Annotated in this window: 23 protein-coding genes; 12 read left to right on the top strand and 11 right to left on the bottom strand. The window is 61.6% G+C overall.

Annotated elements, in window-relative coordinates; translation table 11 throughout:
* Positions 1-30: 30 nt before the first annotated feature.
* A complete protein-coding gene (gene ptsP / locus ACFX4T_RS14200; protein ID WP_377652439.1) occupies positions 31-1,731 on the bottom strand; it encodes a phosphoenolpyruvate--protein phosphotransferase in 1,701 nt (566 codons plus the stop codon).
* A gap of 129 nt (positions 1,732-1,860) precedes the next feature.
* On the opposite strand from ptsP, the gene ACFX4T_RS14195 reads away from it, so the two are divergent.
* The 3 genes from ACFX4T_RS14195 (at position 1,861) to ACFX4T_RS14185 (ending at position 5,816) form a co-directional block, all read left to right on the top strand.
* On the top strand, positions 1,861-2,583 hold the full coding sequence (locus tag ACFX4T_RS14195) for a TetR/AcrR family transcriptional regulator (RefSeq protein WP_216926284.1): 723 nt from the start codon (positions 1,861-1,863) through the stop codon (positions 2,581-2,583).
* Positions 2,584-2,649: 66 nt separating this feature from the next.
* Positions 2,650-4,668 carry a PTS mannitol transporter subunit IICBA gene (locus ACFX4T_RS14190; RefSeq protein ID WP_223947215.1) on the top strand — a complete coding sequence of 673 codons (2,019 nt, stop codon included), beginning with the start codon at positions 2,650-2,652 and terminating at the stop codon, positions 4,666-4,668.
* Positions 4,668-5,816 (top strand): mannitol-1-phosphate 5-dehydrogenase, encoded by a 1,149-nt coding sequence (locus tag ACFX4T_RS14185; protein ID WP_377652438.1) that lies wholly within the window; start codon positions 4,668-4,670, stop codon positions 5,814-5,816. Before ACFX4T_RS14190 ends, ACFX4T_RS14185 begins: the two co-directional genes overlap by 1 nt.
* Positions 5,817-6,075: 259 nt before the next feature.
* Here ACFX4T_RS14185 and cycA read toward each other — a convergent pair whose 3' ends face one another.
* The 3 genes from cycA to ACFX4T_RS14170 all read right to left on the bottom strand — a co-directional run bounded on the left by cycA (position 6,076) and on the right by ACFX4T_RS14170 (position 8,628).
* Complete coding sequence (cycA, locus tag ACFX4T_RS14180; protein ID WP_377652437.1) at positions 6,076-7,539, bottom strand: D-serine/D-alanine/glycine transporter; 1,464 nt, start codon at positions 7,537-7,539, stop codon at positions 6,076-6,078.
* Between the two features lie 396 nt (positions 7,540-7,935).
* Positions 7,936-8,259, bottom strand: coding sequence for a DUF6355 family natural product biosynthesis protein (locus ACFX4T_RS14175; protein WP_223947212.1), 324 nt, complete (start codon positions 8,257-8,259; stop codon positions 7,936-7,938).
* Positions 8,260-8,271: 12 nt separating this feature from the next.
* The gene (locus ACFX4T_RS14170) at positions 8,272-8,628 is read right to left on the bottom strand and encodes a DUF6355 family natural product biosynthesis protein (RefSeq protein ID WP_377652436.1); all 357 of its coding nucleotides are present in this window, start codon (positions 8,626-8,628) and stop codon (positions 8,272-8,274) included.
* Between the two features lie 66 nt (positions 8,629-8,694).
* On the opposite strand from ACFX4T_RS14170, the gene ACFX4T_RS14165 reads away from it, so the two are divergent.
* Positions 8,695-8,943 (top strand): hypothetical protein, encoded by a 249-nt coding sequence (locus ACFX4T_RS14165; protein ID WP_223947210.1) that lies wholly within the window; start codon positions 8,695-8,697, stop codon positions 8,941-8,943.
* Between the two features lie 151 nt (positions 8,944-9,094).
* Here ACFX4T_RS14165 and ACFX4T_RS14160 read toward each other — a convergent pair whose 3' ends face one another.
* From ACFX4T_RS14160 to ACFX4T_RS14145, 4 genes are read right to left on the bottom strand one after another with little or no spacing between them, the layout of a single operon-like run.
* The gene (locus ACFX4T_RS14160; RefSeq protein ID WP_216926288.1) at positions 9,095-9,859 is read right to left on the bottom strand and encodes an ABC transporter permease; all 765 of its coding nucleotides are present in this window, start codon (positions 9,857-9,859) and stop codon (positions 9,095-9,097) included.
* Positions 9,856-10,641 (bottom strand): ABC transporter ATP-binding protein, encoded by a 786-nt coding sequence (locus ACFX4T_RS14155; protein WP_377652435.1) that lies wholly within the window; start codon positions 10,639-10,641, stop codon positions 9,856-9,858. Before ACFX4T_RS14155 ends, ACFX4T_RS14160 begins: the two co-directional genes overlap by 4 nt.
* Complete coding sequence (locus tag ACFX4T_RS14150) at positions 10,638-11,003, bottom strand: DUF1048 domain-containing protein (protein ID WP_223947208.1); 366 nt, start codon at positions 11,001-11,003, stop codon at positions 10,638-10,640. The genes ACFX4T_RS14155 and ACFX4T_RS14150 overlap by 4 nt, the downstream gene beginning before the upstream one ends.
* Before the next feature lies 1 nt (position 11,004).
* Complete coding sequence (locus ACFX4T_RS14145) at positions 11,005-11,334, bottom strand: PadR family transcriptional regulator (RefSeq protein ID WP_216926291.1); 330 nt, start codon at positions 11,332-11,334, stop codon at positions 11,005-11,007.
* 139 nt (positions 11,335-11,473) lie between these two features.
* Here ACFX4T_RS14145 and ACFX4T_RS14140 point away from each other — a divergent pair, with 139 nt between their 5' ends.
* The 3 genes from ACFX4T_RS14140 (at position 11,474) to ACFX4T_RS14130 (ending at position 13,776) form a co-directional block, all read left to right on the top strand.
* Positions 11,474-11,944 carry a GNAT family N-acetyltransferase gene (locus ACFX4T_RS14140; RefSeq protein ID WP_377652527.1) on the top strand — a complete coding sequence of 157 codons (471 nt, stop codon included), beginning with the start codon at positions 11,474-11,476 and terminating at the stop codon, positions 11,942-11,944.
* 116 nt (positions 11,945-12,060) lie between these two features.
* A complete protein-coding gene (locus ACFX4T_RS14135) occupies positions 12,061-12,504 on the top strand; it encodes a MarR family winged helix-turn-helix transcriptional regulator (protein WP_223947206.1) in 444 nt (147 codons plus the stop codon).
* 33 nt (positions 12,505-12,537) lie between these two features.
* On the top strand, positions 12,538-13,776 hold the full coding sequence (locus tag ACFX4T_RS14130; RefSeq protein WP_377652434.1) for an MFS transporter: 1,239 nt from the start codon (positions 12,538-12,540) through the stop codon (positions 13,774-13,776).
* Between the two features lie 60 nt (positions 13,777-13,836).
* Here the strand turns inward: ACFX4T_RS14130 and ACFX4T_RS14125 are convergent, their stop codons facing one another.
* The 3 genes from ACFX4T_RS14125 to ACFX4T_RS14115 form a co-directional block, all read right to left on the bottom strand.
* Entirely contained in the window at positions 13,837-15,297 is a 1,461-nt protein-coding gene (locus ACFX4T_RS14125) for a sugar porter family MFS transporter (protein ID WP_216926294.1), read from the bottom strand.
* Between the two features lie 321 nt (positions 15,298-15,618).
* Positions 15,619-16,983 carry a formimidoylglutamate deiminase gene (locus tag ACFX4T_RS14120; RefSeq protein ID WP_377652433.1) on the bottom strand — a complete coding sequence of 455 codons (1,365 nt, stop codon included), beginning with the start codon at positions 16,981-16,983 and terminating at the stop codon, positions 15,619-15,621.
* Positions 16,980-18,179, bottom strand: a complete 1,200-nt coding sequence (locus ACFX4T_RS14115) for an allantoate amidohydrolase (RefSeq protein ID WP_377652432.1) — start codon at positions 18,177-18,179, stop codon at positions 16,980-16,982. Before ACFX4T_RS14115 ends, ACFX4T_RS14120 begins: the two co-directional genes overlap by 4 nt.
* 190 nt (positions 18,180-18,369) lie before the next feature.
* Between ACFX4T_RS14115 and ACFX4T_RS14110 the strand changes: the two genes are divergently transcribed.
* The 5 genes from ACFX4T_RS14110 to ACFX4T_RS14090 all read left to right on the top strand — a co-directional run bounded on the left by ACFX4T_RS14110 (position 18,370) and on the right by ACFX4T_RS14090 (position 22,575).
* The gene (locus ACFX4T_RS14110; RefSeq protein WP_216926297.1) at positions 18,370-19,101 is read left to right on the top strand and encodes an IclR family transcriptional regulator; all 732 of its coding nucleotides are present in this window, start codon (positions 18,370-18,372) and stop codon (positions 19,099-19,101) included.
* Complete coding sequence (locus ACFX4T_RS14105; RefSeq protein WP_377652431.1) at positions 19,098-20,204, top strand: ATP-binding cassette domain-containing protein; 1,107 nt, start codon at positions 19,098-19,100, stop codon at positions 20,202-20,204. Before ACFX4T_RS14110 ends, ACFX4T_RS14105 begins: the two co-directional genes overlap by 4 nt.
* A complete protein-coding gene (locus ACFX4T_RS14100; RefSeq protein ID WP_216926299.1) occupies positions 20,201-20,851 on the top strand; it encodes an ABC transporter permease in 651 nt (216 codons plus the stop codon). The genes ACFX4T_RS14105 and ACFX4T_RS14100 overlap by 4 nt, the downstream gene beginning before the upstream one ends.
* Entirely contained in the window at positions 20,812-21,564 is a 753-nt protein-coding gene (locus ACFX4T_RS14095; protein WP_223947200.1) for an ABC transporter permease, read from the top strand. The genes ACFX4T_RS14100 and ACFX4T_RS14095 overlap by 40 nt, the downstream gene beginning before the upstream one ends.
* A 96-nt stretch (positions 21,565-21,660) precedes the next feature.
* Complete coding sequence (locus tag ACFX4T_RS14090) at positions 21,661-22,575, top strand: ABC transporter substrate-binding protein (RefSeq protein ID WP_223947199.1); 915 nt, start codon at positions 21,661-21,663, stop codon at positions 22,573-22,575.
* The last annotated feature ends 132 nt before the right edge of the window (positions 22,576-22,707 follow it).

Raw genomic sequence — 22,707 nt, 5'->3', positions numbered from 1 at the left:
GGTTTCTCCTTTGATGGAAATTGGCAGGGTTTAGAGGCCGAGTTCTTCGAGCACGGGGAGCTTGGCCCGGACCCACTCGCGCGCCTCGGTAGCGCTGGGCGCGGTGAGGGCCAGCCGGGCGAGTTCCTGCGCCTGCTCCAGTGTGACGGTCTTCAGCACAGTCCCGACGGCGGCCAATGAGCGCGCGGTCATGGACAGTGTGCTGACGCCGAGTCCGGTAAGTACGACGGCGAGGGCAGGGTCCGCGGCTGCCTCGCCACAGACTCCCACGGGTTTGCTGCCGCCTTCCCGGCCGGATGCTTCCTGCTCTGCACCCTCCACTGTGAGCTGCACCAGCCTCAGGACAGCGGGCTGCCATGGAGTGTTCAGTTCCGCGAGGGGCCCGAGTTGGCGGTCGGCGGCCATGGCGTACTGGGTGAGGTCGTTGGTGCCCAGTGAAGCGAAGCCAACTTCGCGGAGCACGGAGGCGGCGGTCAAAGCAGCCGAGGGAACTTCCACCATGACACCAGGGGTTTGGATGCCGGCAGCAGCGCACAATGAGGCGAACCGTCCGGCTTCCGCGGCCGTGGAGATCATCGGGGCCATGACCCAGACGTCGGCCTCGGATTCGGAGGCGGCCCGAGCGATGGCTTCCAGTTGACGTTCCAAAACGCCGGGCGTGGTGAAGTCTGTCCGGTAGCCGCGAACACCAAGGGCGGGGTTGGGCTCGGTGGCGTCGGTGAGGAAGGGGAGGGGCTTGTCCGCGCCGGCGTCGAGGGTTCGCAGCACTACTTTCTTGCCGGGGAACGCGTCAAACACAGCCTTGTACGCTGCGGCTTGTTCGTCGACGGAGGGCTCGGTATCGCGCTCGAGGAAGCAGAACTCGGTGCGGAACAGGCCAACCCCCTGGGCGCCGAGGCCGGCTGCTGCCACGGCATCCTTGGCCCCACCCACGTTGGCGAGGAGCGGGACCAAGTGGCCGTCCGCCGTCGTGCCGTTTCCGTCGAAGGCGGCCAGCGTTGCGGACGTTTCTGCCCAGGCGGTCGCTGCAGCGCGCTGCTCGTCCGAGGGGGAAACTGCCACAAACCCTGCAGCGCCGTCCACATAGACTTCGGAGCCGTCAGGAATCAGGTCAACGCCGTGGGCGGCAACCACCGCTGGCAGGCCGAGCGAGCGCGCGATGATCGCCGTGTGCGATTGCGGCCCGCCGCCCGAGGTCACCAGGGCAAGCACCTTCTCGGCGTCAAGAGTGGCGGTGTCCGCGGGAGCGAGGTCCTCGGCCATCAAAATGAAAGGAGTCTCCGAAGCCGGGATGCCGGGGGCGGGGACGCCCCGCAGCTCAGCCACAATGCGGGCGCGCACGTCCAGCACGTCCGTTGCGCGTTCGGCCATGTAGCCGCCCAGGTTGTGCAGCATTTCGGAAACGGAGGCGCCGGCTTCCCAGATGGCGCGTTCCGCGGATGAACCTGCGTTGATGAGCTTGGCCGCGGATTTCAGGAGCATGGTGTCCTTCGCCATGAGCGCCGTGGCTTCCAGGACGGCCTTGCCATCGCCGGAGGCAGAATCGGCCCGGCCCTTGAGCTCGTCATGGACAGCTTGGGCTGCGGTTTTCAAGCCCGCGACGGCGTCCTCCGGACTCACGTCTGCGGCCAACCGTTCACCCGACGGCGGTTCACTCACCGGTTTGGGCATCTGGCGGACGGTGCCAATGATGCGGCCAGGGCTTACCCCTACTCCTTGGAAATTCTGCACTGAATCCTCTGTTCCTTGGTGTTGGTTCAGACCCACCGGCGACGGCACCACGAGCCTGTGAAATTAGCCTACAAAATTCTGTTGTGAGCCACTTCATATAGCAACGCTATAGGTGCTAGGGTAGCGGTTATGAGTTTCGATGACCAGCTTCCGCCAAAAATTCGGTTGCTCCGTGCAGCTGCTGAATTGCTGGCAAGTTCGGAGGGGTCAGCGGTCTCTACACGCCAGATCACAGCCTTGGCCGGGGTTACGGCCCCAACGCTCTACCACCACTTTGGAGACAAAGAAGGACTGTTCGACGCCGTCGTTTCCGCTGGCTTTGAAGAGTACGTGGCAGGGGAGCGGGACTTTGCACCGTCCGGGGAGCCTTTGGAAGATGTCCGACGGATGTGGGACAACCACGTCCAGTTCGGGCTGAGCCAGCCCCACCTGTATTTGGTGATGTTCGGCAATATCAGGCCGGAAAGCCGCCCAGCCATCGTGGCCGATGCTGAAGCGCTTCTGGAAGAAATGCTGAACAAGGCCGCCATCGCCGGTCAGATCAATGTGCCGCCCCGCGAAGCGGCACGAAGCATCCTCGCGGCCAACGTGGGTGTAACGCTCATGCTCATCGCCGAACCGGTGGAAGAAAGGAACCTCGAGCTCTCAACGATGACCCGGGATTCCATGATTTTCGCCGTCTCCACGGATACCGCCCGTGGCGCCGCAGCGGAGGACTCCGGTAAGTCCTCCGTGGTTGTTGCGGCAATCGCCCTGAATGCGGCACTGCAGGCCTCGCATTCAGACCAACTTTCCAGCTCTGAATTGAAGCTCTTCCTTGAGTGGCTTCACCGCATTTCCAGCAGCTCCTAAGGCTGTTCTCTCTCGATCTATATCGACTGACCCCGCGCCGCTGCGGGACACACGTTAGGAATTCACATGGCAACAGAGACCGTTGCGAAGCCCCGCACCAGCCTGCGCGTTGGCGTCCAAAAGTTCGGAACATTCCTCTCCGGCATGATCATGCCCAACATTGGCGCCTTCATCGCCTGGGGCCTCATCACGGCCCTGTTCATCAAAGAAGGGTGGATTCCAGTCGCGGAACTTGGCGGTTTCGGGACCAACGCTGAGGGAGTAACCAACCCCGGCCTCGTTGGCCCCATGGTCAAGTACCTGCTGCCACTGCTGATTGCCTATACCGGCGGCCGGATGGTCTACGACGTCCGCGGCGGCGTGGTGGGTGCTATTGCCACCATGGGTGTCATCGCCGGTACAAGTTCCCCGATGTTCATCGGCGCCATGATCATGGGTCCGCTGGGTGGCTGGACCATCAAGCAACTCGACCGCCTTTGGGATGGCAAGATCCGTCCCGGCTTCGAGATGCTGGTGAACAACTTCTCCGCAGGCATCTGGGGCGCAGCCTTGGCCTTGGGTGGCTTCTACGGACTTTCGTGGCTCGTCAAGATTTTCACCGATGGCGCTGGACAGGTTGTCCAGTTCCTGGTCAACAATGGCCTGCTCCCGCTGACCAGCATCTTCATTGAGCCGGCAAAGGTCCTCTTCCTCAACAACGCCATCAACCACGGCGTGCTGACTCCCCTGGGAATCCAGCAGTCCCTGGACCACGGCAAGTCCATCCTGTTCCTCCTTGAGGCCAACCCCGGCCCGGGCATGGGTATCCTGCTGGCCTACATGTTCTTCGGCCGCGGCGCAGCAAAAGCTTCGGCACCGGGCGCAGCGATCATCCACTTCTTCGGCGGCATCCACGAGATCTACTTCCCGTACGTGCTCATGAAGCCGATCCTGATCCTCGCTGCCATCGGTGGCGGCATGACGGGTATCGCAACACTGGCCATCACCAACTCCGGCCTAGTGGCTCCGGCAGCGCCAGGTTCCATCCTTGCAGTTATCGCCCAGACGTCGCGTGACAGCTACGTCGGCGTGATTCTGGCTGTACTCCTGGCGACTACCGTTTCCTTCCTGATAGCTTCAGTGATCCTGCGCACCTCCAAGAACAAGGGCGAGGACGATCTTTCCGAAGCCACATCCCGCATGGAAGCCATGAAGGGCAAGAAGAGCTCTGTCTCCTCGGCCCTGGTGGGTGACCGTGGTGGCCGCAGCGACGTTGCCGTGCTGACCCGGCCGGTGCAGAACATCGTGTTCGCTTGCGACGCCGGGATGGGCTCCAGTGCCATGGGCGCCTCGGTGCTGCGCAACAAGATCAAGGCAGCCGGCTTCCCGGACGTCAAGGTCACCAACTCGGCTATCGCCAACCTGAGTGACACCTACGATGTTGTGGTCACCCATCAGGACCTTACGGAACGTGCCCAGCCGCGAACTTCCAGCGCGGTGCACTATTCCGTGGACAACTTCATGAACAGCCCCAAGTACGACGAAATCGTGGACTTGGTCAAGACGAGCAACACGGAAGGCCCTGCGGCAGCCCACGCCGACGGAGCGGTCGAAGCTGAAGCAGCCGCGACGCACGGTGCGCACGCAGCTGAGCCAGCCGCCGTCGTCGGGGGTAAAGCAGTCCTGCTCCCCGAAAGCGTTGTGCTGAATGGAACGGCACGCGACCGCGATACCGCGATCGACGAAGCGGGGCAGCTCCTGCTTGACCGCGGTGCCGTGGATGTCAGCTACGTGCACGCCATGCACGAACGCGAGGAATCCGTATCCACGTACATGGGCAGCTTTCTGGCAATCCCGCACGGCACCAACGATGCCAAAGAACACATCATGCACTCGGCAGTTTCCATCATTCGGTACCCCGAGGGCATCGACTGGGGTGGCAAGCAAGTGAAGTTCGTGGTCGGCGTCGCTGGCCTCAACAATGAGCACCTCCACATCCTGTCCTCGATCGCCAAAATCTTCACCAACAAAGCCCAGGTAGCCCAGTTGGAGGAAGCAACCACGGTTGAGGAAGTGCTGGAGCTGTTCGGAAAGGTCAACGCATAGTGAAGGCAGTCCATTTTGGGGCAGGCAACATCGGACGCGGCTTTGTGGGGCTGCTGCTCCACGAAGCCGGCTATGAGGTGGTGTTCGCGGATGTTGCGGACGCCCTGATCAGCCAGCTCGCTTCCGCGAGCAGCTACGACGTCCATGAGGTGGGGGAGAACCCGGCGGTTAAAACCGTTGACCGGTTCCGTGCACTGAACTCCAGCACGCAGGAAGCCGCCGTTGTTGAGGAAATCTCGACGGCGGACCTGGTCACCACCGCGGTGGGCCCACACATCCTGAAGTTCGTGGCACCCGTGATCGCTCGAGGGCTCGCTGCGCGGGAGCCCTCACTCCCGCCCCTGCAGATAATGGCCTGCGAGAACGCCATCAACGCGACGCACCTCCTTCAAGTGGAAGTCCGGGCGGCTTGGGACGATTCCGCGGCTGATTTGGATTCAGTCGCTGTCTTTGCCAACACCGCCGTGGACCGAATTGTCCCGAATCAGGCGCCGGGCCAGGGCCTGGATGTCACCGTGGAGACGTTCTACGAATGGGTCATCGACCGCACACCGTTTGGTGACCACGTCCCCGACATTCCTGGTGCTACCTTTGTGGATGATCTTGGCCCGTACATCGAGCGGAAGCTGTTCACCGTGAACACCGGGCATGCATCTGCTGCTTATTTCGGTTACGCGGCGGGCCTGGAGAAGATCTCCGAGGCCATGGCTGATCCGTCCGTGGCGGCAAAGGTCCGGGCGGTGCTGGAGGAGACCAAGGAACTACTGGTGGCCAAGCACGGATTCGTGGAGGCCGAGCAGGAAGCGTACGTGCAGAAGATCCTGTCGCGCTTCACCAACCCGTACCTGCCCGATACCGTGGTCCGCGTCGGCCGGGCACCGCTGCGGAAGCTTGGCCGGCACGAGCGGTTTGTGGGCCCCGCGGCTGAGCTCGCCGAGCGTGGTGTCACTCCGGTTGCGCTCCTGGAGGCGATGTCGGCCGCCCTTCGTTTCGACGACGGATCTGACGACGAAGCCGTGGAACTCGCAAACATGCTCTCCGAGCTGGACGCGGCTGCCGCCGTCGAGCGCATTACCGAACTTCCGCCGTCGCACCCGCTGTTCCCGGCGATCCAGAAGCTCATAGAGGACCGCAAAGCCGAAGCCTAGTTCCTCTCTCACATCCTGTGGCTTTTCGGGCGATCTTCTCTCACATCCTGCGGGTTTGTGGGCGATCCTCTCTCACATAAGAAACGTTCGACGTCGGCACCCAGCCTTGGGTGCCGACGTCGACGGTTGTCCTGCTCTGCCGAGAAGATCATCAGCCGTATCTTCTTCTCTGAACCAGTTCAGTGGGATGTGAGAGAGCGTCTACGGGGCTGCGGCGTGGTGGGCATCGCGAAGCGGGCACAGCCCCATAGACGCTCGGCTACTTTCTCACTGCCGCCGTTTCGGCTTCCGCCATCGCCTTCCATTCGGCCACGCGCGCCTGATGCAGCGGGGATTTGCGGACCACGGCGTAGGCGATGCCAAGGATCGCGAACCAGATCGGCGTCACCAGCAGGGCCGTGAGCGTGTCCGGCTGTGTGGTGAGAGCCCAGACCAGGAACGCGAAGAATGCGAAAACAACCCACACCATCGGAATGCCGCCGGGCATCTTGAACGGGGAAGCCGCGTGTTGCTCGGGGCGGCGCTTGCGGTACACGAGGTAGCTGGCAAGGATGATGGACCAGACGAACATGAAGCAGACCGCGGACACGGTGGTGACCATGTCGAACGCCGCGCCGACGTCCTTGCCCGCGTAGAGGAGTACGACGCCGGCCAGCAGCAGGACGCAGGACAGGAACAGCGCGTTCTGGGGTACTTTGCGGCTGGAGAGCCGGCCGAAGACCTTGGGTGCGTCGCCGTCGTTGGACAGGCCGAAAACCATGCGCGATGTCGAGTAGATGCCCGAGTTGGCCGAAGACATGGCAGAGGTGAGCACCACGAGATTGACCACGGTTGCCGCCATGCCCAGGCCTGCCAGGGAAAACATGGCGATGAACGGGCTGTGTCCTGCCTTGAACTCGGTCCACGGGGTGACGGACATCAGGATGATGAGGGCGCCTACGTAGAAGAGCATGACGCGCAGGGGGATGGCGTTGATGGCGCGGGGAAGGTTGTGCTCGGGGTTCTTGGTTTCGGCTGCGGCGGTGCCCACCAGCTCGATGCCCACGAATGCGAAGACGGCGATCTGGAAGCCGGCAACGAAGCCCATGAATTCCTTGGGGAAGAACCCGCCATGGCTCCACAGGTTGGTGAAGCTGGCTGTGCCGGCGTTGGACTGGAAGCCGGTGAAGATCATGACCAGGCCAACGACGATCAACGCGACGATTGCAACGATCTTGATGAGTGCGAACCAGAACTCGGTCTCGCCGAATGCCTTCACGGTGGGGAGGTTTAGGAGGAGCAGGATGATGATGGTCGCAATTCCCGGGACCCACAGTTGAACACCTGGCCACAGCTCATTGGCATAGCCGGCAATGGCGATAACATCCGCAACACCCGTGACTACCCAGCAGAACCAGTAGGTCCAGCCCGTGAAAAAGCCTGCCCACGGGCCAAGGAGGTCGCCCGCGAAGTCGCTGAAGGACTTGTAGTTCAGGTTGGACAACAGGAGTTGACCCATGGCCCGCATGACGAAGAACAGCATGAAGCCGATGATCATGTACACAAAGATCACGGAGGGCCCGGCAACCGAGATGGTTTTGCCTGAGCCCATAAAGAGGCCTGTGCCGATGGCTCCGCCAATGGCGAGGAGCTGGATGTGCCGGTTGCTGAGCGAGCGTGATAGGTGGGGCTCGCTGTCCCGGCTGGAGGCGTGGAGTTGCGCCTTTGTCGTCTGGTCGGACATTAGTTCAAGAACCCTTCGAAGAGCCCACCAAAATGGTGACGGCCGTTACAAATCTGTTTCGATAAAGCTATAGCTAATGTCTGACAAATGGCCAATCGGTCTGCATGCGCTGGATCCACCCATCATCCATGTGAGGAGGTCGGGCGCAATGAACCACCACGCCGGGGGCGTCCAGAGGTCGGGGGTCATCTGAGTAAAGGCCTGCAAGCGTGTCCCACCGGCATAGCCGACCGGTGGGACACACATGCACGAGCGTCAAGGCAGACCCACAAGCGACGAGTACCCTTATAGCGATAAAACTTATCAGCTTTCATTTAGAAGTAGATTAAAAATAACTACCGCCTGCAGGTGCGCGGGAATTAATCACCCTACAGAGAATCGGCTAATTTGGATTGGTTAGCATCCGCCAATGTAATACGCAAAGTTGAGGCCACCCAAGTTCGGGTTCGCATAGAGGCGGGTCTCTCCGGGGGTCACGCACAGGTCGCGTTCGGCGTAGTAGTACTGGACTCTGATCTTGACGTTACCTGGACCGCAGTGGTTATAGATCGCTTCTTCCCACGGGGCTACGTTGCCGCCGATGTTCGGAGTGACAACACCCTGAAAACCGCACACAGCTGCAGATGCCGGCGCGGCGGTGACTACCAGCCCGGTGAGTACAAGCGCTGCCCCAGTCGTTATCGCGGCGCAAATGCGCTTGAAACCGTTGACCTTGATCATGGGAGCTGTCCTTTAGCAGAGGCCGACGTAGTAGGCGCCAGTGATCCTGTCACCCTGGTTCACGAATCCCAGCCAGCTGTCACCCGGGGGCACGCACACGTAGCGGTTGCCGTTGGGTGATTCGGTGACGATCTTTACGTTTGTGGGACCGCAATGACCGTAGACAGACACGACCTTTTGGCCGCCAAACGGGTCCAGGGTCTGACCGAGCAGGCTCAGGCTGAGGATGGAATTGTAGGAGCGGACCTCTTGTGAGTAACCACACACCGACGCCTTCGCTTCTTCCGGCGCCACTAGTGAGGCCCCGGCGATACCACCGGCAACAAGAAGCACCGCCGACAGGATTCCAGTAATTTTTCGAGCTTTCATACAATTTCCCCCATGTTGTTTACAAACCTGTCAATTTAGGTTTGATCGACACGATAGAATATATCCATGGCTACTTCAAATAGATCGCCGATGACTCGCGAGGATCGCAGGCAGAAAGTACTGGGCCTGGCGTTTTGCGTGTCGATGGCGGGCCTATTGGCATCAATCTTCCTTACCGGCGGGAACCCGCTTTTCCCCGGGATGTCAGGTCCGCTTCTGGTGCTGTTCTTCTTCTTGGCCGCAGCGGGGAGCGTCCTCGGACTGGCTGTTATCAGATTGCGGCGAACGGCGAAGGAAATCTCGGGCAAAGGATAAGTGAGCAGTCTTCGCCCCTTTGGAGGTGACGTACGGCTACAGGACGTCCTGTCAGGACGGAGAAGAACTCTCGTAGTCGAGCTTAGGCCCTGCATGGCGAAAGCTCACTTGCGGAAAAGGGAGCTTAAGCCGGTGATATGGGAAGGCGCGACTAGGCGATCTTCCGCCGGTATGCGGTCATGGCGAAGGCGAACGCCAGGACCAAGATGCCGAAGCACCAGGCCAGCGCAATCCAAATGTCGCTGCCCACCGGCTGCTGCGCGAACAGCGCGCGGATGGAGTTCACGATCGAGGTCACTGGCTGGTTCTCGGCGAACCAGGCCACCGGGCCCGGCATCGTCGCGGTCGGCACGAAGGCCGAACTGATGAACGGCAGGAAGATCAGCGGGTAGCTGAACGCGCTGGCGCCGTCGACGGTTTTCGCGGAGAGCCCGGCGATCACGGCCAGCCAGGTCAGGGCGAGCGTGAACAGGACCAGGATGCCGGCGATTGCAAGCCAGGTACCCACGGATGCTCCGGTGCGGAACCCCATAAGGAGGGCCACGCCGACGACGATTGCGACCGAGACGAGGTTGGCCACGAGCGAGGTGAGCACGTGCGCCCATAGCACGCTCGACCGCGCGATCGGCATGGACTGGAAGCGCTCGAAGATGCCGCCCTGCATATCCAGGAACAGGCGGTAGGCGGTGTAGGCGATGCCGGAGGCAATCGTGATCAGCAGGATGCCGGGGAGCATGTAGTTGATGTATGACTCGTCGGATCCGGTATTGATCGCGCCGCCAAGCACGTACACGAACAGCAGCATCAGCGCGATCGGCGTGACCGCGGTGGTGATGATCGTATCGGGGCTGCGTAGGATGTGGCGCAGCGAGCGGCCGGTGAGGACGCGGGTATCGCCGAGGACGTGGGTGCTCATCGGGATGCCTCCTGTTCTTTCTGCTCTTCAGCCGTTTCGCCGACGAGTGCCAGGAAGACGTCTTCGAGTGAGGGCTGCTTCTCGACGTACTCGATCTCGGCCGGCGGCAGCAACCGCTTGAGCTCGTCGAGCGTGCCGTTCTGGATGATCGTGCCCTTGTGCAGGATCGCGATGCGGTCGGCGAGATGCTCGGCCTCGTCGAGATATTGGGTGGTGAGCAGCACTGTTGTGCCGTTCCGGGCGAGATCCTTGATGGTCTGCCAGACGTCGATGCGCGCCTGTGGGTCCAGGCCGGTGGTCGGTTCGTCCAGGAAGATCACCTTCGGGTTGCCGATCAGGCTCATGGCGATATCCAGGCGGCGACGCATGCCGCCGGAGTAGGTGGCCACCTTACGGGACCCGGCATCGCTGAGGTTGAACTGCGCCAGCAGCTCATCTGCGATCCCGCCAGGGTTCTCCAGATGGCGCAGTTTGGCCACCAGGACCAAGTTCTCTTTGCCGGACAGCACCTCGTCCACTGCCGCAAACTGCCCGGTTAGGCTGATGGACTGTCTTACCTGGAGCGACTCGGCGGCAACATCAAAACCCTCGACGGCCGCAGTGCCGGCGTCCGCTTTCAGCAGGGAGGACAGGATCTTCACCATGGTGGTCTTGCCAGCACCATTGGAGCCGAGGAGGGCGAAAATGCTGCCCGACGCTACTTCAAAGTCGACGCCCCGGAGCACGTGGAGGTCCTTGTAGGACTTTTCGATGCCCTGGACGCGGATGGCTGTTGCAGTCATGATTCCGCCTCCTTCGCCTTATCTACTGCCTTGGTGAGGCGTTCCCTTTCCTTGTCGATCCAGCGCTTTCCGCCGTAGGCCTGGGCAAAAGCCTCGGCGAACTCGATCGGATCTTCGCCCACGATCCCGCTCACGGGCGTTCCGTCGATGGCGGCCCGTTCCCAAAGATCTGCGAGATCCGTGAACATCTGCACCATGGTGTCCCCTTCGGTAACCCCGCCGTAGTACATGAGGTACCGGTTGAAGGCTGTGGCTACTGTGAGGTAGGGCTCGGGCAGGGCATCCAGCCGCGCCTTGGCCTGCTTGTACTGCTTCTTCTGCTCGAGTGATCCGGTGACCATTTCGATCCATTTTGCTGCCATGTCAGTTTCCTTCCTTGCGGAGCTGTTCAAGCCGTTCGGACAAGAAGCTCCAGGTGTTCCAGAATTCGTCCAGTTCGTTCTTGCCCTGCGCGTTGAGCGTGTACACCTTGCGGGGTGGTCCCTTTTCCGATGGCCGCTTTTCGACGTCCACCAGCCCCTTTTGTTCGATCCTGACTAGCAGCGCGTACACAGTGCCCTCGGCGATGTCGGTAAATCCCTGCGCCCGGAGCAGCGTGGTGATCTCATACCCGTAGGCCGCCTTTCCGGTGAGGAGCGCCAGGACGATGCCCTCCAATGTGCCTTTGAGCATCTCCGTCATTTGCTTGCCCATCGAACACCTCCTTCACTACTCAGTATCACTAGCTACCACTATATAGTAGAACTAGGTACCGGTACCTAGCAATACTGAGTTCCAGTCCAAGTGGCATGCTGGGGTGGTGACCACAGACCCTGCCGCCGCGCCCGCTTTGATGACTGCCGACGTCGACTCTGGAACCTTCAGTCTTCGGCGCGCTACCAAGGCTGATTTGCCGCGAATCCTTGCGCTGCTGATGGATGACCAGTTGGGCGCTACCCGCGAAAATCTGGACGACCTTGCGCCGTACGAGCGTGCTTTTGAAATGATCGACAGCGACCCCGCCCACCTTTTAGTGGTGGGCGAACTCGACGGGGAGGTTGTTGCCACTTTCCAGCTCAGCTATCTCCCGGGCCTGTCGCGCAGGGGATCCTTGCGCGCCCAGATCGAAGCCGTCCGCGTGGACGATGCGCTCCGCGGGCAGGGGGTGGGTGCGCTCATGATCCAGTGGGCCATCGACCAGGCGCGTGGGCGGGGATGCTCCCTGGTGCAGTTGACCACCGACAAGTCCCGCGCGGCTGCCCATCGCTTCTATGAGCGATTGGGCTTTGTTGCAAGCCATGAGGGTATGAAGCTCACGCTTTAACCCAACTGAGTCGCATTTGTGCGCGTTTTCAGGGCTCTAAACGCGCTCACCTGCGACTCACTTTGGGTGCTGCATTGCTTGACACTTAGGTACCCTAACTATTAGGCTACCTAAATATGAATCGTGCATCCGATCCCAACCTCACCGAGCTCGCGCAGCAATTCCGCGAGTCATTGCGCTTGGGCGTGTACATGTTCCGCCGCCTGGATCCAGAAGGTGAACTCACCGCAGCGCAGCTCAGCCTGCTCTCCATGATTTCCGACGGCGGACTCCGCGTGGGTGACATCGCCAAGAACCTGGGGATCAAGGTGCCGAGTGCCACCGAGCAAATCATCAAGCTCGAGCGCGCCGGCCTGGTCACCCGGCAGGCTGACCCCGACGATTCGCGCGCAGTCCAGGTGGTCATCACCAAAGCCGGGACCGCCGCCGTCGAATCTGCCAACCAGCGGCGCAACGCCATGGTGGCCGGGATGCTCCAAGAGCTGAGCACCGCCGAAATCGAGCAACTCGCCGCGGCTCTGCCCATCATCAGCAAGATCAACAGCTCATTCCAGAACTAACCAAAACCAAACGCACCGACAAGGAGCCCTTGAATGTCACGCCAGCTGGCTGACGCTTCAGAAAGCGCCGAAACAAGCATCGAAACCACCCTCGAAGCCGAGAAGGCTTCATTCCTCAAGCAGCCGAAGGCCGTGTGGGCCACGGCGCTCGCAGCCGTGTTCGCGTTCATGGGCATCGGGCTCGTGGACCCCATTCTTCCTGCGATCGCCAAGAACCTGGACGCGTCCACCAGCGAAGTTTCCCTGCTCTTCACCAGCTACTTCCTGGTGACGGCGATCGCCATGCTGATCAGCGGCTTCGTTTCCTCGCGCATCGGTGGCAAGAAGACGCTGCTGATCGGGCTGGCCGTAATCGTGGTGTTCGCATCCTTGTCCGGCCTGTCCGGCAGCGTTGAGCAGTTGGTTGGTTTCCGTGCTGGTTGGGGATTGGGTAACGCCCTGTTTGTCGCCACCGCGCTTGCCGTGATCGTTGGTGTGGCCAGTGGTGGTACCGGAACGGCCATCATTCTCTACGAAGCGGCGCTCGGCCTGGGTATCTCGCTGGGCCCGCTCCTTGGGGCATTGTTGGGTGGGTGGCAGTGGCGCGCACCGTTCTTTGGAACCGCGGTCCTCATGGCTGCCGCTTTTGTCGCCCTGCTGGCCCTGCTTCCCAAAACACCCGCCCCGGCAAAGAAGTCCCGCCTGCGGGATCCGCTTCTCGCGCTGGGACACAAGGGCCTCAGCACAACCGCAGCAAGCGCCCTTTTCTACAACTACGGCTTCTTCACCATCCTCGCCTTCACGCCATTCATCCTCGGCATGGACGCATACGGTATCGGGGGAGTGTTCTTCGGTTGGGGCGTTGCCGTGGCCGTGTTCTCGGTGTTCGTAGCTCCCGTGCTGCAGAAGCGTTTTGGCGCTGTAAAGGTCCTGACCGGAACGCTGCTCGTGCTCATGTTGGATCTGGTTGGACTGGGACTTGCCGCGGGGCACTCGGTGACTGCCGTCGTCGTGCTTGTGATCGTGGCCGGTGCCCTGCTGGGCATCAACAACACGATTTACACCGAACTGGCCATGGGCGTCTCCGATTCACCGCGACCCGTCGCATCCGCAGGCTATAACTTTGTGCGGTGGATGGGTGGTGCGCTGGCCCCGTTCGCCGCCGCGCAGCTGGGTGAGCACTTTGGGCCGCAGGTGCCTTTCTTTGCCGGTGCTGTTGCCATGGTGATCGCGATTCTCGTTGCCTTCGGTGGCCGTGGGTACCTGAAGTCGCACGAACCGCACCTGGTGTAGGCACCCAACTACGTAGCAGCAGTGCGCGTTTTGAGCGCTCAAAACGCGCACTAATGCGACTTACTTGGGCTGAGGTGACAGCGGTGCCACCGGCGCGCCCTTGGGAACGAAGAGCGTCTCAGCCTGCTCCAGCGACATGCCGTTCGTCTCGGGAACCTTGAACATCACAAAGAAGAACGACGCCGCAGCGAACGCCGCGTACAAGGCGTACGTCAGTGGCAGCGAACCGGCCGCCATGATGGGGAAGCTGAGCGTGATGGCAAAGTTGGCGATCCACTGCGCAGCTGCCGCCAGTCCGAGCGCGCGGGCCCGGATGCGGGATGGGAAGATCTCGCCAAGCAGCACCCAGACGAGTGGACCCCAGGAAGCACCAAAGCTGATCACGAAGACGTTGGCCGCAACCAAGGCAACTGGCCCCCAAGCGCCCGGGAGACTGATCTCGGAGCCCGTGCCAACAGCGGAAGAGAAGGCCAACGCCATGACGCCGAGCGAAACGGCCATGCCGATGGAGCCGGTCAGCAGGATGGGGCGGCGGCCAATGCGGTCCACCAGCGCGATGGCTACCAGAGTCACCAAAATGTTGGTCACCGAGGTGGCAACCGAGATGGCCAGGGAGTCCTTCTCCTGAAATCCAACCGCTTTCCACAGCGTGGTGGAGTAGTAGAAGATCACGTTGATGCCAACGAATTGCTGCAGCACCGACAGGATGATGCCGATCCACACTACTGCCTGCAGGCCGAATCTCTTTCCGCGCAGCGAGCCCTTCTTGGTGGACAGCTGATCCTGCTGGATGGACTCGCGGATGTCGCGGATGTGCCGCTCGGTATCGTCGTTGGGGATGAGGGTATCGAAGATGTTTCTAGCCTGGTCTTCCTTGCCGTTGAGCACCAGGAAGTGTGGCGACTCCGGCAAACGGAAAGCGATCCAGCCGTACACGGCGGCCGGCACGGCGCAAGCGATGAACATCCAGCGCCAAGCTTCCATCCCCAGCCAGAACGTGCTGCCGGCGCTGCCGGCGGAATTGGCCAGGACGGCGTCGGACAACAGGGCCGCGAAGATACCGGTAGTGATGGCGAGCTGCTGAAGTGACGCCAAGCGACCACGCACGTGCCGAGGGGAAATCTCGGATATGTAGGCCGGGGCGATGACCGAAGCAAGGCCGATGCCCAAGCCTCCAACCAAGCGCCAGAAGATCAGGTCCCACACACCAAAAGCCAGTCCTGTACCTACGGAGCTCACCAGGAAAAGGAGGGCGCCGATCTTCATGGCCGGAATTCGGCCGTAACGGTCTGCGACTTTGCCGGCCAGGTAGGCCCCCAGCGCGCATCCCAGCAAGGCGACGGCGACAGCAAAACCAGTGACGGCTTCGCTCATCAGGAATTCGTCCTTCATGGCGTCCACGGCACCGTTAACCACCGAAGAATCGAAGCCGAACAGGAAGCCGCCCACCGCTCCAGCGACGGCCAGGCCGATCACTTTCCTGGACACTGGGGGCACGCCTTCGGTGCTGGGATTGGACATGGGTCTCCCTTGGGAATGGTGGTGTGGGATTCACGGTGCGGGACGTCGTCGGCTGTTCCGACGGGGACGCCGGTGCACACGCGCTACACAGTGTGGCACGCCCCATCCGCCAAGTTCCAGTCAAGCGGATTCAGATGACGTGGATTCACTAAATTAACGCACGTGCCCTGTTTGGAGGCTGGGAGTCAGCTGAGTGCCTGTTTAGGGCGGGAAAGGCGGCCTTTGGGGCCACTACTTGAACGCAAAGCACGACGGCGGCAGGTGCGTCGCGAGTCAAACGCGCGTTCCGTCGTCAGTCCCTTAGGGAGTGGGCGTAAGACGTTAGGAGAGCTCTTTCAGTGCCTCCGTCAGAAGGCTGCCCGGCCTGCCGAGCCGCGTGTGAGCGCCGTGGGAGGCCACCAGTTCTCCGGCGATGATGACTTCGGTGACGTCGCTGGAAGTTGCGCTGAATGCCATCTGCAAAGGTCGGGACCCGGCGGTGCGGGTGGATGCCGGATCAATAACCATGAGATCGCATACTGCGCCGACTTCAAGGCCTGATGCGGCAATGGGCGTAGCCATGGACCGGGCAGCCCCTTCGGTTGCGGCCCGCAGGAGTTCCTGAGGTGAGAACCTGCCCCGCTGTCCTGTGCCCAACCGCTCGCCGTGTTCCAACGTACGCATTTCAGTCCATGGGTCGATCACCGCATGCTGGTCCGTGCCCAGAGCAATGGCTGCCCCGGCGCCGGCAAGCTCACGCGCGGGACCGATCCCGTCTGCGAGGTCGGCTTCCGTACTGGGGCACATGACCACAGTGGTGCCTGCGTTTCCGAGCAGGGCGATGTCTTCCTGCGTCAGGTGCGTGGAATGGACGGCGGACAGCCTGCTGGAGAGGAGTCCGTGGCGTTCCAACAGACCCGCTGGCGTGGTGCCGTAGGCCTCCAGGCATGCCTGGTTCTCGGCAGGTTGTTCACTGAGGTGGATGTGAAGGGGGATGTCTTCGGGCAGCTGCCTGGCCACAACTTTCAGGTCCTCCTCGGGGACAGCCCGGACGGAGTGAAGTGCAGCTCCGACGCTGACGAGTTCCTTAGGAAATTGCCCGGCAACAACCGCCCGGAGGGAGTTTAACCGATCGAGCCAGGCGTGCACATCCGCGTCCCCGAACCTTGCCTGTTCGGGATTGAGGGGCGTACCGATTCCTCCGGCCAGATACAAGGTGTCCAAGAGCGTGAGGCGGATCCCGCTGGACATGGCCGCACGGGCCAGCGCCAGCTCCATGGCATGGGGTTCCGCGTAGGGCGTGCCGTCTGGTTGATGGTGGACGTAGTGGAATTCGGCCACGCTGCTGAAGCCCGTGACCACCATTTCAGCAAAGACAGCAGTGGCGAGTTTCTCGTATTTCTCCGGAGTCAGCTCGGATGCGCTCCGGTACATCTGCTCCCGCCACACCCAGAAATCTCCGCGGCCTTCATGGGTTCGGCCGCGCAGGACTCTGTGGAAGGCGTGGGAGTGGGCGTTGGCAGCGGCCGGGAAGGTGATCCCGCTCAGTCTCATGTCATTGGGTTGTGCTTCAGTATCAGTCGTAATGCTGGAGATCCGACCGTTGTGCGTTTCGATCCGCACGCCTGAGGCAGCGGCCAAGGCCGGATAGCCTTCTTCCGGGTGGTCTGCCCTGACGATGGCGGTTTCGCACCAGAACGCGTTCATAGGAGTCCTTCCAGTACATCCGCGAGGGCAACGGTTCCTGCCGAAGCATCTTCGTCGGCCACGTATTCTTCGGGTGAATGCGAGATTCCGCTGGGATTGCGGACGAAGAGCATGGTCGAGGGAACGTATCCGGCCAACACCCCGGCGTCGTGCCCTGCGCCCGTTGCCAGCACGGGGGCTCCGGGCAGGAGCCCGCCGATGCGTCGGCTCAGCCCCGGGTCAAAGTGCACGGTGTCGCTGTAGGACTCTTCGGTGAGAGTTGCCGTGCATCCTTCAGCTGCGGCGACTTCCTGTGCCGCGCCGTAGATGGCTTCGATCAGGCGGGCTGTAACGGCGTCGTCGGGATGCCGGGCATCAAGCCAAAGATCGACGCGCGAGGCGATCACGTTGGTGCCGCCGGGAACGGGCGACAAGCGGCCGACCGTGGCCCGGGCATCCGGTTGCTTCGCGGCGGTGTCGCGGACAGCCAGAACGATCTGGGCGGCAGCGACCATAGGATCGGCGCGGTCTGCCATGAGGGTGGTGCCGGCGTGGTTTCCTTGGCCGCTGACGCTGATCTTCCAGCGCCCGTGACCCAGGATCGAACTTCCAACCGCAATAGCCGGGCCGCCTTGCCCCAGTCCCTTGCCTTGCTCCACATGTAACTCAACGAAATCGCCGATCCGGGCCACGGCCTCAGAGTCGGGGCCAATGTGCCGGGGGTCCAAGTCGTTGGCTCTGGCAACGTCGCCGAAGGTGTTTCCGTCCGCGTCGCGCAGGTTCAATGCCTTGTCGACGTCGATGGCGCCGGTGAGGAGTCGGGAACCCAAACAGGCCACGCCAAAGCGGGACCCTTCTTCTTCCGGGAAGACCGTTATGGCCAGTGAACGCGGCGGCTGAACTCCGCGGGATTTGAGGATGTCGACGGCGGCCAGCGCGGAAGCGACGCCAAGGGGTCCATCGAAGGCACCTCCGCCGGGGACGGAGTCGAGGTGGCTACCGGTGACTAGGGCGCCATTCTGGGGCTTGCCCCACCAGGCCCAGATGATCCCGTTGCGATCTGTCTCAACGTCCAGGCCGCGTTGTTTGGCTTGCTCGATGAACCACTGCCTGAGATCCAGTTCGGGCGTTGAGTAAACGGCCCTGGAGTAGCCTCCGCGCACCGCATCGCGGCCCACATCCTGTATTGAGGCAAGGAGCTGATTGACGGTTTCCACGTGTTCCTCCGATTGATGAAGACTGCCACCAAGTAAAAACCAGATGCCACCACATGGCAATGGTTTGGGCGACTATTAACAGGCCGGAAGCATGCGGAGGCCCCATTGGGGCAAATGACGACTCATTTCCCGGATTGTCAAGTAATCTCCCGTGAAGTCTTGCCATTTGATGAAAATTGATTTTTACTAAGTGGCAAGACATGGTGATTTAGACCACTTGAAAGCAGGTCATGCAGTGGCAGCAGATTCCTCCACCCGGACAGTCGAAAGGGCGTTGGCTCTCCTTAGCGCAGTCTGCACTGATGGCTCCATCAGCCTGAGTGACGCCGCGCGGGTGGTTGACCTTTCTGCCAGCACCGCGCTCCGCCTCCTTCGCACACTGGAAGGCAGCGGCTTCGTGACGCGGGATCCGGGCGGTAATTTCCGTCCGGGAGCCAGCGTCATCCAGTTGGGAGCCCTCGCCTTAGGGCAGGAATCCTTGGTGTCACTTTGCACGCCGCACATGAAGCGGCTCGTCGCCGAAACCGGCGAGTCCTGCTATTTGAGTATTCCCGGTCCTGGGGAAACCGGGATCTACATTGCCATCGTCGAAGGTACGCGCTCTGTCCGGCACACCAGTTGGGTCGGCCGGAGCATCCCCTTGGAAGGGTCCGCTGCCGGCAAGGTACTGACTGGCGGACAGAATGGCCGCGGTTACGCCATCGTGCGCAGCGGCGTTGAAGACGACATTACGGCGGTTGCCGCGCCCATCGTGATCGGTGGCCGAACAGTGGCAGCCCTCAGCATCGTCGTTCCCAGCTACCGCCTGGATGAGGCTAAAGCCCAGACATTTGGCGAGGAACTGGTGAAGGTAGCGGACAACATCCTCGTGGAACCCGACGGAAACCATGAAGTGCCCCAGGAAAGCATGGAAGAGAAATGATCAAATTTGAAAATGTCACCAAGGCGTACCCTGACGGTACTGTCGCCGTCGATGGCCTCAACCTGGAGGCTCCGACCGGAAAGCTGACCATTCTGGTGGGCCCGTCCGGCTGCGGCAAGACCACCTCGCTGAGGATGATCAACCGCCTCATCGAACCCACCAGCGGCACCATCTACCTTGATGACGAGCCCACTTCCGGCATGGACGCAGCGTTGCTCCGGCGCAGGATCGGATACGTAATCCAGCACGCAGGGCTCTTCCCGCATAAGACCATCGTGGACAACGTCTCCACCATGCCGGTCCTCTTGGGCGAGAGCCGCCAGAAGGCGCGCACCAAGGCCCTGGAACTCATGGAGCGAGTGGGTTTGCCCGCGAGCTTCGCCAAGCGCTATCCGTGGCAGCTTTCCGGCGGCCAGCAGCAACGTGTGGGCGTGGCCCGAGCACTGGCATCGGACCCGGCGTTCATGCTCATGGACGAGCCGTTCAGTGCCGTGGATCCTGTGGTGCGCGGGCAGCTGCAGGAGGAGTTCCTCCGGCTCCAGCGTGAGATCGGCAAGACCATCATCATGGTCACACACGACATCGATGAAGCCCTCAAGCTCGGCGACCAGGTTGCCGTGATGCGGGTCGGCGGCAAGCTCGCACAGATGGCAACGCCGTCAGAGCTACTCACCTCGCCGGCGGATGAGTTCGTTGCGGACTTCGTGGGCAGGGACCGTGGTTATCGCTCCCTGGGCTTTACGAAGACCGCGGGCAGCGTTGCGATCGGTGAAGAAGCTGTGGTTCAGCTCGGCGCTTCCGGAGAGGAGGCCCGCGCCAAGGCTTCGGGTGCTTGGGTGTTGGTAGTCGACGGCGGCCGGAAACCACTCGGGTGGGCCCAACCCGAGCTTCTTAACGGTGAGCTCAAGCGCGAAAACCTGAATCTCAGCGGCATCCCGGCAGCTGCCTCGGGAACGATGCGCCAACTGCTGGACGCCGCACTTTCCTCGCCCAGCCGCCGCGGTGTGGTTGTCAACGAGCATGGTGAGCTGATCGGAACCGTGACGGCCACAGACGTCGTAAAGGCCATCGAGGCCGAACCACACCTGGAGACGGCCCGATGAACTTTGAGTGGCTGGGCCGCCAGTTCGACAACATCGTTTTCCTGCTCGGCTGGCACGTCCTGCTGGCCGTCATCCCCTTGGTCCTTGGTCTACTGATCGCCTTGCCCCTGGGCTGGTGGGCGCACCGGAGCCGTCGGATCTATCCGCTGCTGGTGGGAGTTGCAGGACTTCTTTACACCGTCCCGTCCCTGGCACTCTTCGTCCTGCTGCCACTTGTCCTTGGCACCAAGATCCTGGACCCGCTGAACATCGTGGCGGCGTTGACCATCTACACGGTGGCGCTGCTGGTGCGAGTGGTGGCAGATGCCCTGGACTCCGTGCCTGAAGACACCGTCCAAGCTGCCAAGGCGATGGGCTACCGCGGTTATCAGAGCCTCATGAAGGTGGAGCTGCCAGTGGGCGTTCCGGTCATATCGGCAGGCCTTCGCGTGGCCGCTGTATCCAACGTCAGCCTGGTCTCCGTTGCCGCGCTGTTGGGTATCCCGCAGCTCGGGTCCCTGTTCACGCAGGGCTTCCAACTCCGCTTCTTTACTCCGATCATCGTGGGCATCGTCCTCTGCGTGATTCTGGCCATGATCCTGGACGGGCTGATCATCCTTCTCAACCGGTGGCTGACACCGTGGACCCCCAAGGTGGTGGCATCGTGAACTACTTGTTCGACCCCGCGCACTGGAGCGGCGCAGACGGCATCCCGACCTTGATTGGTGAGCACCTCCTGTATTCCCTGATCGCACTGGCCATCGCTGCGGTTATCGCAGTGCCGCTGGGCATCTACATCGGAGTAACGGGCAAAGGCGTGTTCATGATTGCTGGCTTGGCCAACGCCCTGCGCGCCCTGCCGAGCGTCGGCCTGCTGATCCTTTTGGTCCTGCTGATCTCACCGGCCTTCCCATCGAGAATGGGCTACATCCTGCCAAGCCTTATCGTGCTGGTACTCCTTGCAGTGCCGCCTATCCTGACCAACACTTATGCCGGTGTGCGCGCAGTGGATGCTGCCGCCGTCGACGCCGCCCGGGGCATGGGCTTCCGCACCATGAAGATCCTTACGGATGTCCAGCTGCCCTGCGCACTTCCGCTGGTTTTATCTGGTGTCCGAAGCGCACTGCTGCAGATCATCTCGACTGCGACCATCGCAGCATACATTTCGCTCGGCGGCCTGGGCCGGCTCCTGATCGACGGCAAGGCCCAAAATGATTACAGCCAAATGGTCGCCGGCGCCGTCCTCGTTGCTTTGCTGGCACTGTTCTTCGACCAGCTCCTCGCCTTCATCACCCGCCGGGTCGTCTCACCAGGACTGACACGGCGAACCATCAAATCGGCTCCTGTAGCCGAACCCGTGAAGACCCCCGTCACGGTCTAACCAACACCCGGCGCTGGATTCGGCGCGTAAGTTTCACCTCCATCCACCCCACCTGGCTGCTGCATGCCTTGTAAGCGCCATCTCAGGAGAGCTGACATGAAGAAGTACTTGACCGGTTTCACCCTTGCCGCCGTTGCGGCCATCACCTTGAGTGCCTGCGGCGGCGGGGACCCTATGAGCACGTCCAACACTGCGGCAGCAGGAGCCTCCGGCGACAGCATCATTGTCGGTTCGGCTGACTTCCCCGAAAGTCAGCTGATCGCCAAGATCTACGCCGAGGCCCTGAAGGCCAAGGGCGTCAACGTCACGGAAAAGCCAAGTATTGGCAGCCGCGAGGTCACTATCCCCGCACTAAAGGACGGCTCCATCGACCTCATGCCGGAGTACGGCGGTGCGCTCCTCCAGTACCTGGATTCCGCCACCAAGGCAGTCTCCTCCGAGGAAGTCACCAAAGAACTGGCCACCAAGATCCCCTCTGGGCTGACTGTTCTGACGGCTTCTGAAGCGCAGGATAAGGACGTCCTCACCGTAAAGAAGGACATCGCGGACCAATACAAGCTCAAGACCATCGAGGACCTCCAGCCGGTTGCCAAGGAACTCGTCCTGGGCGGGCCGCCGGAGTGGAAGACGCGCCTCAACGGCGTTGCCGGACTGAAGTCCGTGTACAACCTTGAGTTCAAGGAATTTTCAGCGCTCGACGCCGGTGGGCCGCTGACGCTGAACGCCCTCCTTTCTGGCCAGATACAGGTCGCGGACCTCTTCAGCACCGATCCGGCCCTGGCGGAGAACAACCTGGTGGCGCTCGAGGACAACAAGAACCTCTTCCTCTCAGAGAACATCCTGCCGGTCATCAACCAGAAGAAGTCCACGGATACAGTGAAGGCAACCCTGGATAAGGTCTCGGCTGCGCTCACCACAGAGGACCTCATCAAGATGAACGGCCGCGTGGCGAAGTTCGAGGACATCGGCGAGATCGCCAAGGAATGGCTTAAGAACAAGAACCTGGGCTAATCCCACTGACTTTGCGCTGATTTTCCAGGATTCATAGGAGTAAAGAATGACTGCCGATTTCACTACTGGTGCCCGTCCGGTTAAGGCCGCGCGGGGTACTGAGCTTACTGCCAAGTCGTGGCAGACCGAGGC

The sequence above is a fragment of the Paenarthrobacter sp. YIM B13468 genome (assembly GCF_042788025.1).
Taxonomy (GTDB): domain Bacteria; phylum Actinomycetota; class Actinomycetes; order Actinomycetales; family Micrococcaceae; genus Arthrobacter; species Arthrobacter aromaticivorans.
Note: the sequence above shows the minus strand (reverse complement) of the source record. Positions and strands in the feature narration are given on the sequence as shown.

Bases quoted from the DNA above. Each gene is read 5' to 3' on its own strand.
- ACFX4T_RS14165 (WP_223947210.1), top strand. From the start codon at position 8,695: ATGGCTACTTCAAATAGATCGCCGATGACTCGCGAGGATCGCAGGCAG.
- ACFX4T_RS14195 (WP_216926284.1), top strand. From the start codon at position 1,861: ATGAGTTTCGATGACCAGCTTCCGCCAAAAATTCGGTTGCTCCGTGCA.
- ACFX4T_RS14105 (WP_377652431.1), top strand. From the start codon at position 19,098: ATGATCAAATTTGAAAATGTCACCAAGGCGTACCCTGACGGTACTGTC.
- ACFX4T_RS14155 (WP_377652435.1), bottom strand. From the start codon at position 10,641: ATGACTGCAACAGCCATCCGCGTCCAGGGCATCGAAAAGTCCTACAAG.
- ACFX4T_RS14190 (WP_223947215.1), top strand. From the start codon at position 2,650: ATGGCAACAGAGACCGTTGCGAAGCCCCGCACCAGCCTGCGCGTTGGC.
- ACFX4T_RS14140 (WP_377652527.1), top strand. From the start codon at position 11,474: ATGACTGCCGACGTCGACTCTGGAACCTTCAGTCTTCGGCGCGCTACC.
- ACFX4T_RS14135 (WP_223947206.1), top strand. From the start codon at position 12,061: ATGAATCGTGCATCCGATCCCAACCTCACCGAGCTCGCGCAGCAATTC.
- ACFX4T_RS14120 (WP_377652433.1), bottom strand. From the start codon at position 16,983: ATGAACGCGTTCTGGTGCGAAACCGCCATCGTCAGGGCAGACCACCCG.
- ACFX4T_RS14125 (WP_216926294.1), bottom strand. From the start codon at position 15,297: ATGTCCAATCCCAGCACCGAAGGCGTGCCCCCAGTGTCCAGGAAAGTG.
- ACFX4T_RS14130 (WP_377652434.1), top strand. From the start codon at position 12,538: ATGTCACGCCAGCTGGCTGACGCTTCAGAAAGCGCCGAAACAAGCATC.
- ACFX4T_RS14160 (WP_216926288.1), bottom strand. From the start codon at position 9,859: ATGAGCACCCACGTCCTCGGCGATACCCGCGTCCTCACCGGCCGCTCG.
- ACFX4T_RS14170 (WP_377652436.1), bottom strand. From the start codon at position 8,628: ATGAAAGCTCGAAAAATTACTGGAATCCTGTCGGCGGTGCTTCTTGTT.
- ACFX4T_RS14145 (WP_216926291.1), bottom strand. From the start codon at position 11,334: ATGGGCAAGCAAATGACGGAGATGCTCAAAGGCACATTGGAGGGCATC.
- ACFX4T_RS14100 (WP_216926299.1), top strand. From the start codon at position 20,201: ATGAACTTTGAGTGGCTGGGCCGCCAGTTCGACAACATCGTTTTCCTG.
- ACFX4T_RS14090 (WP_223947199.1), top strand. From the start codon at position 21,661: ATGAAGAAGTACTTGACCGGTTTCACCCTTGCCGCCGTTGCGGCCATC.
- ACFX4T_RS14150 (WP_223947208.1), bottom strand. From the start codon at position 11,003: ATGGCAGCAAAATGGATCGAAATGGTCACCGGATCACTCGAGCAGAAG.
- cycA (WP_377652437.1), bottom strand. From the start codon at position 7,539: ATGTCCGACCAGACGACAAAGGCGCAACTCCACGCCTCCAGCCGGGAC.
- ACFX4T_RS14175 (WP_223947212.1), bottom strand. From the start codon at position 8,259: ATGATCAAGGTCAACGGTTTCAAGCGCATTTGCGCCGCGATAACGACT.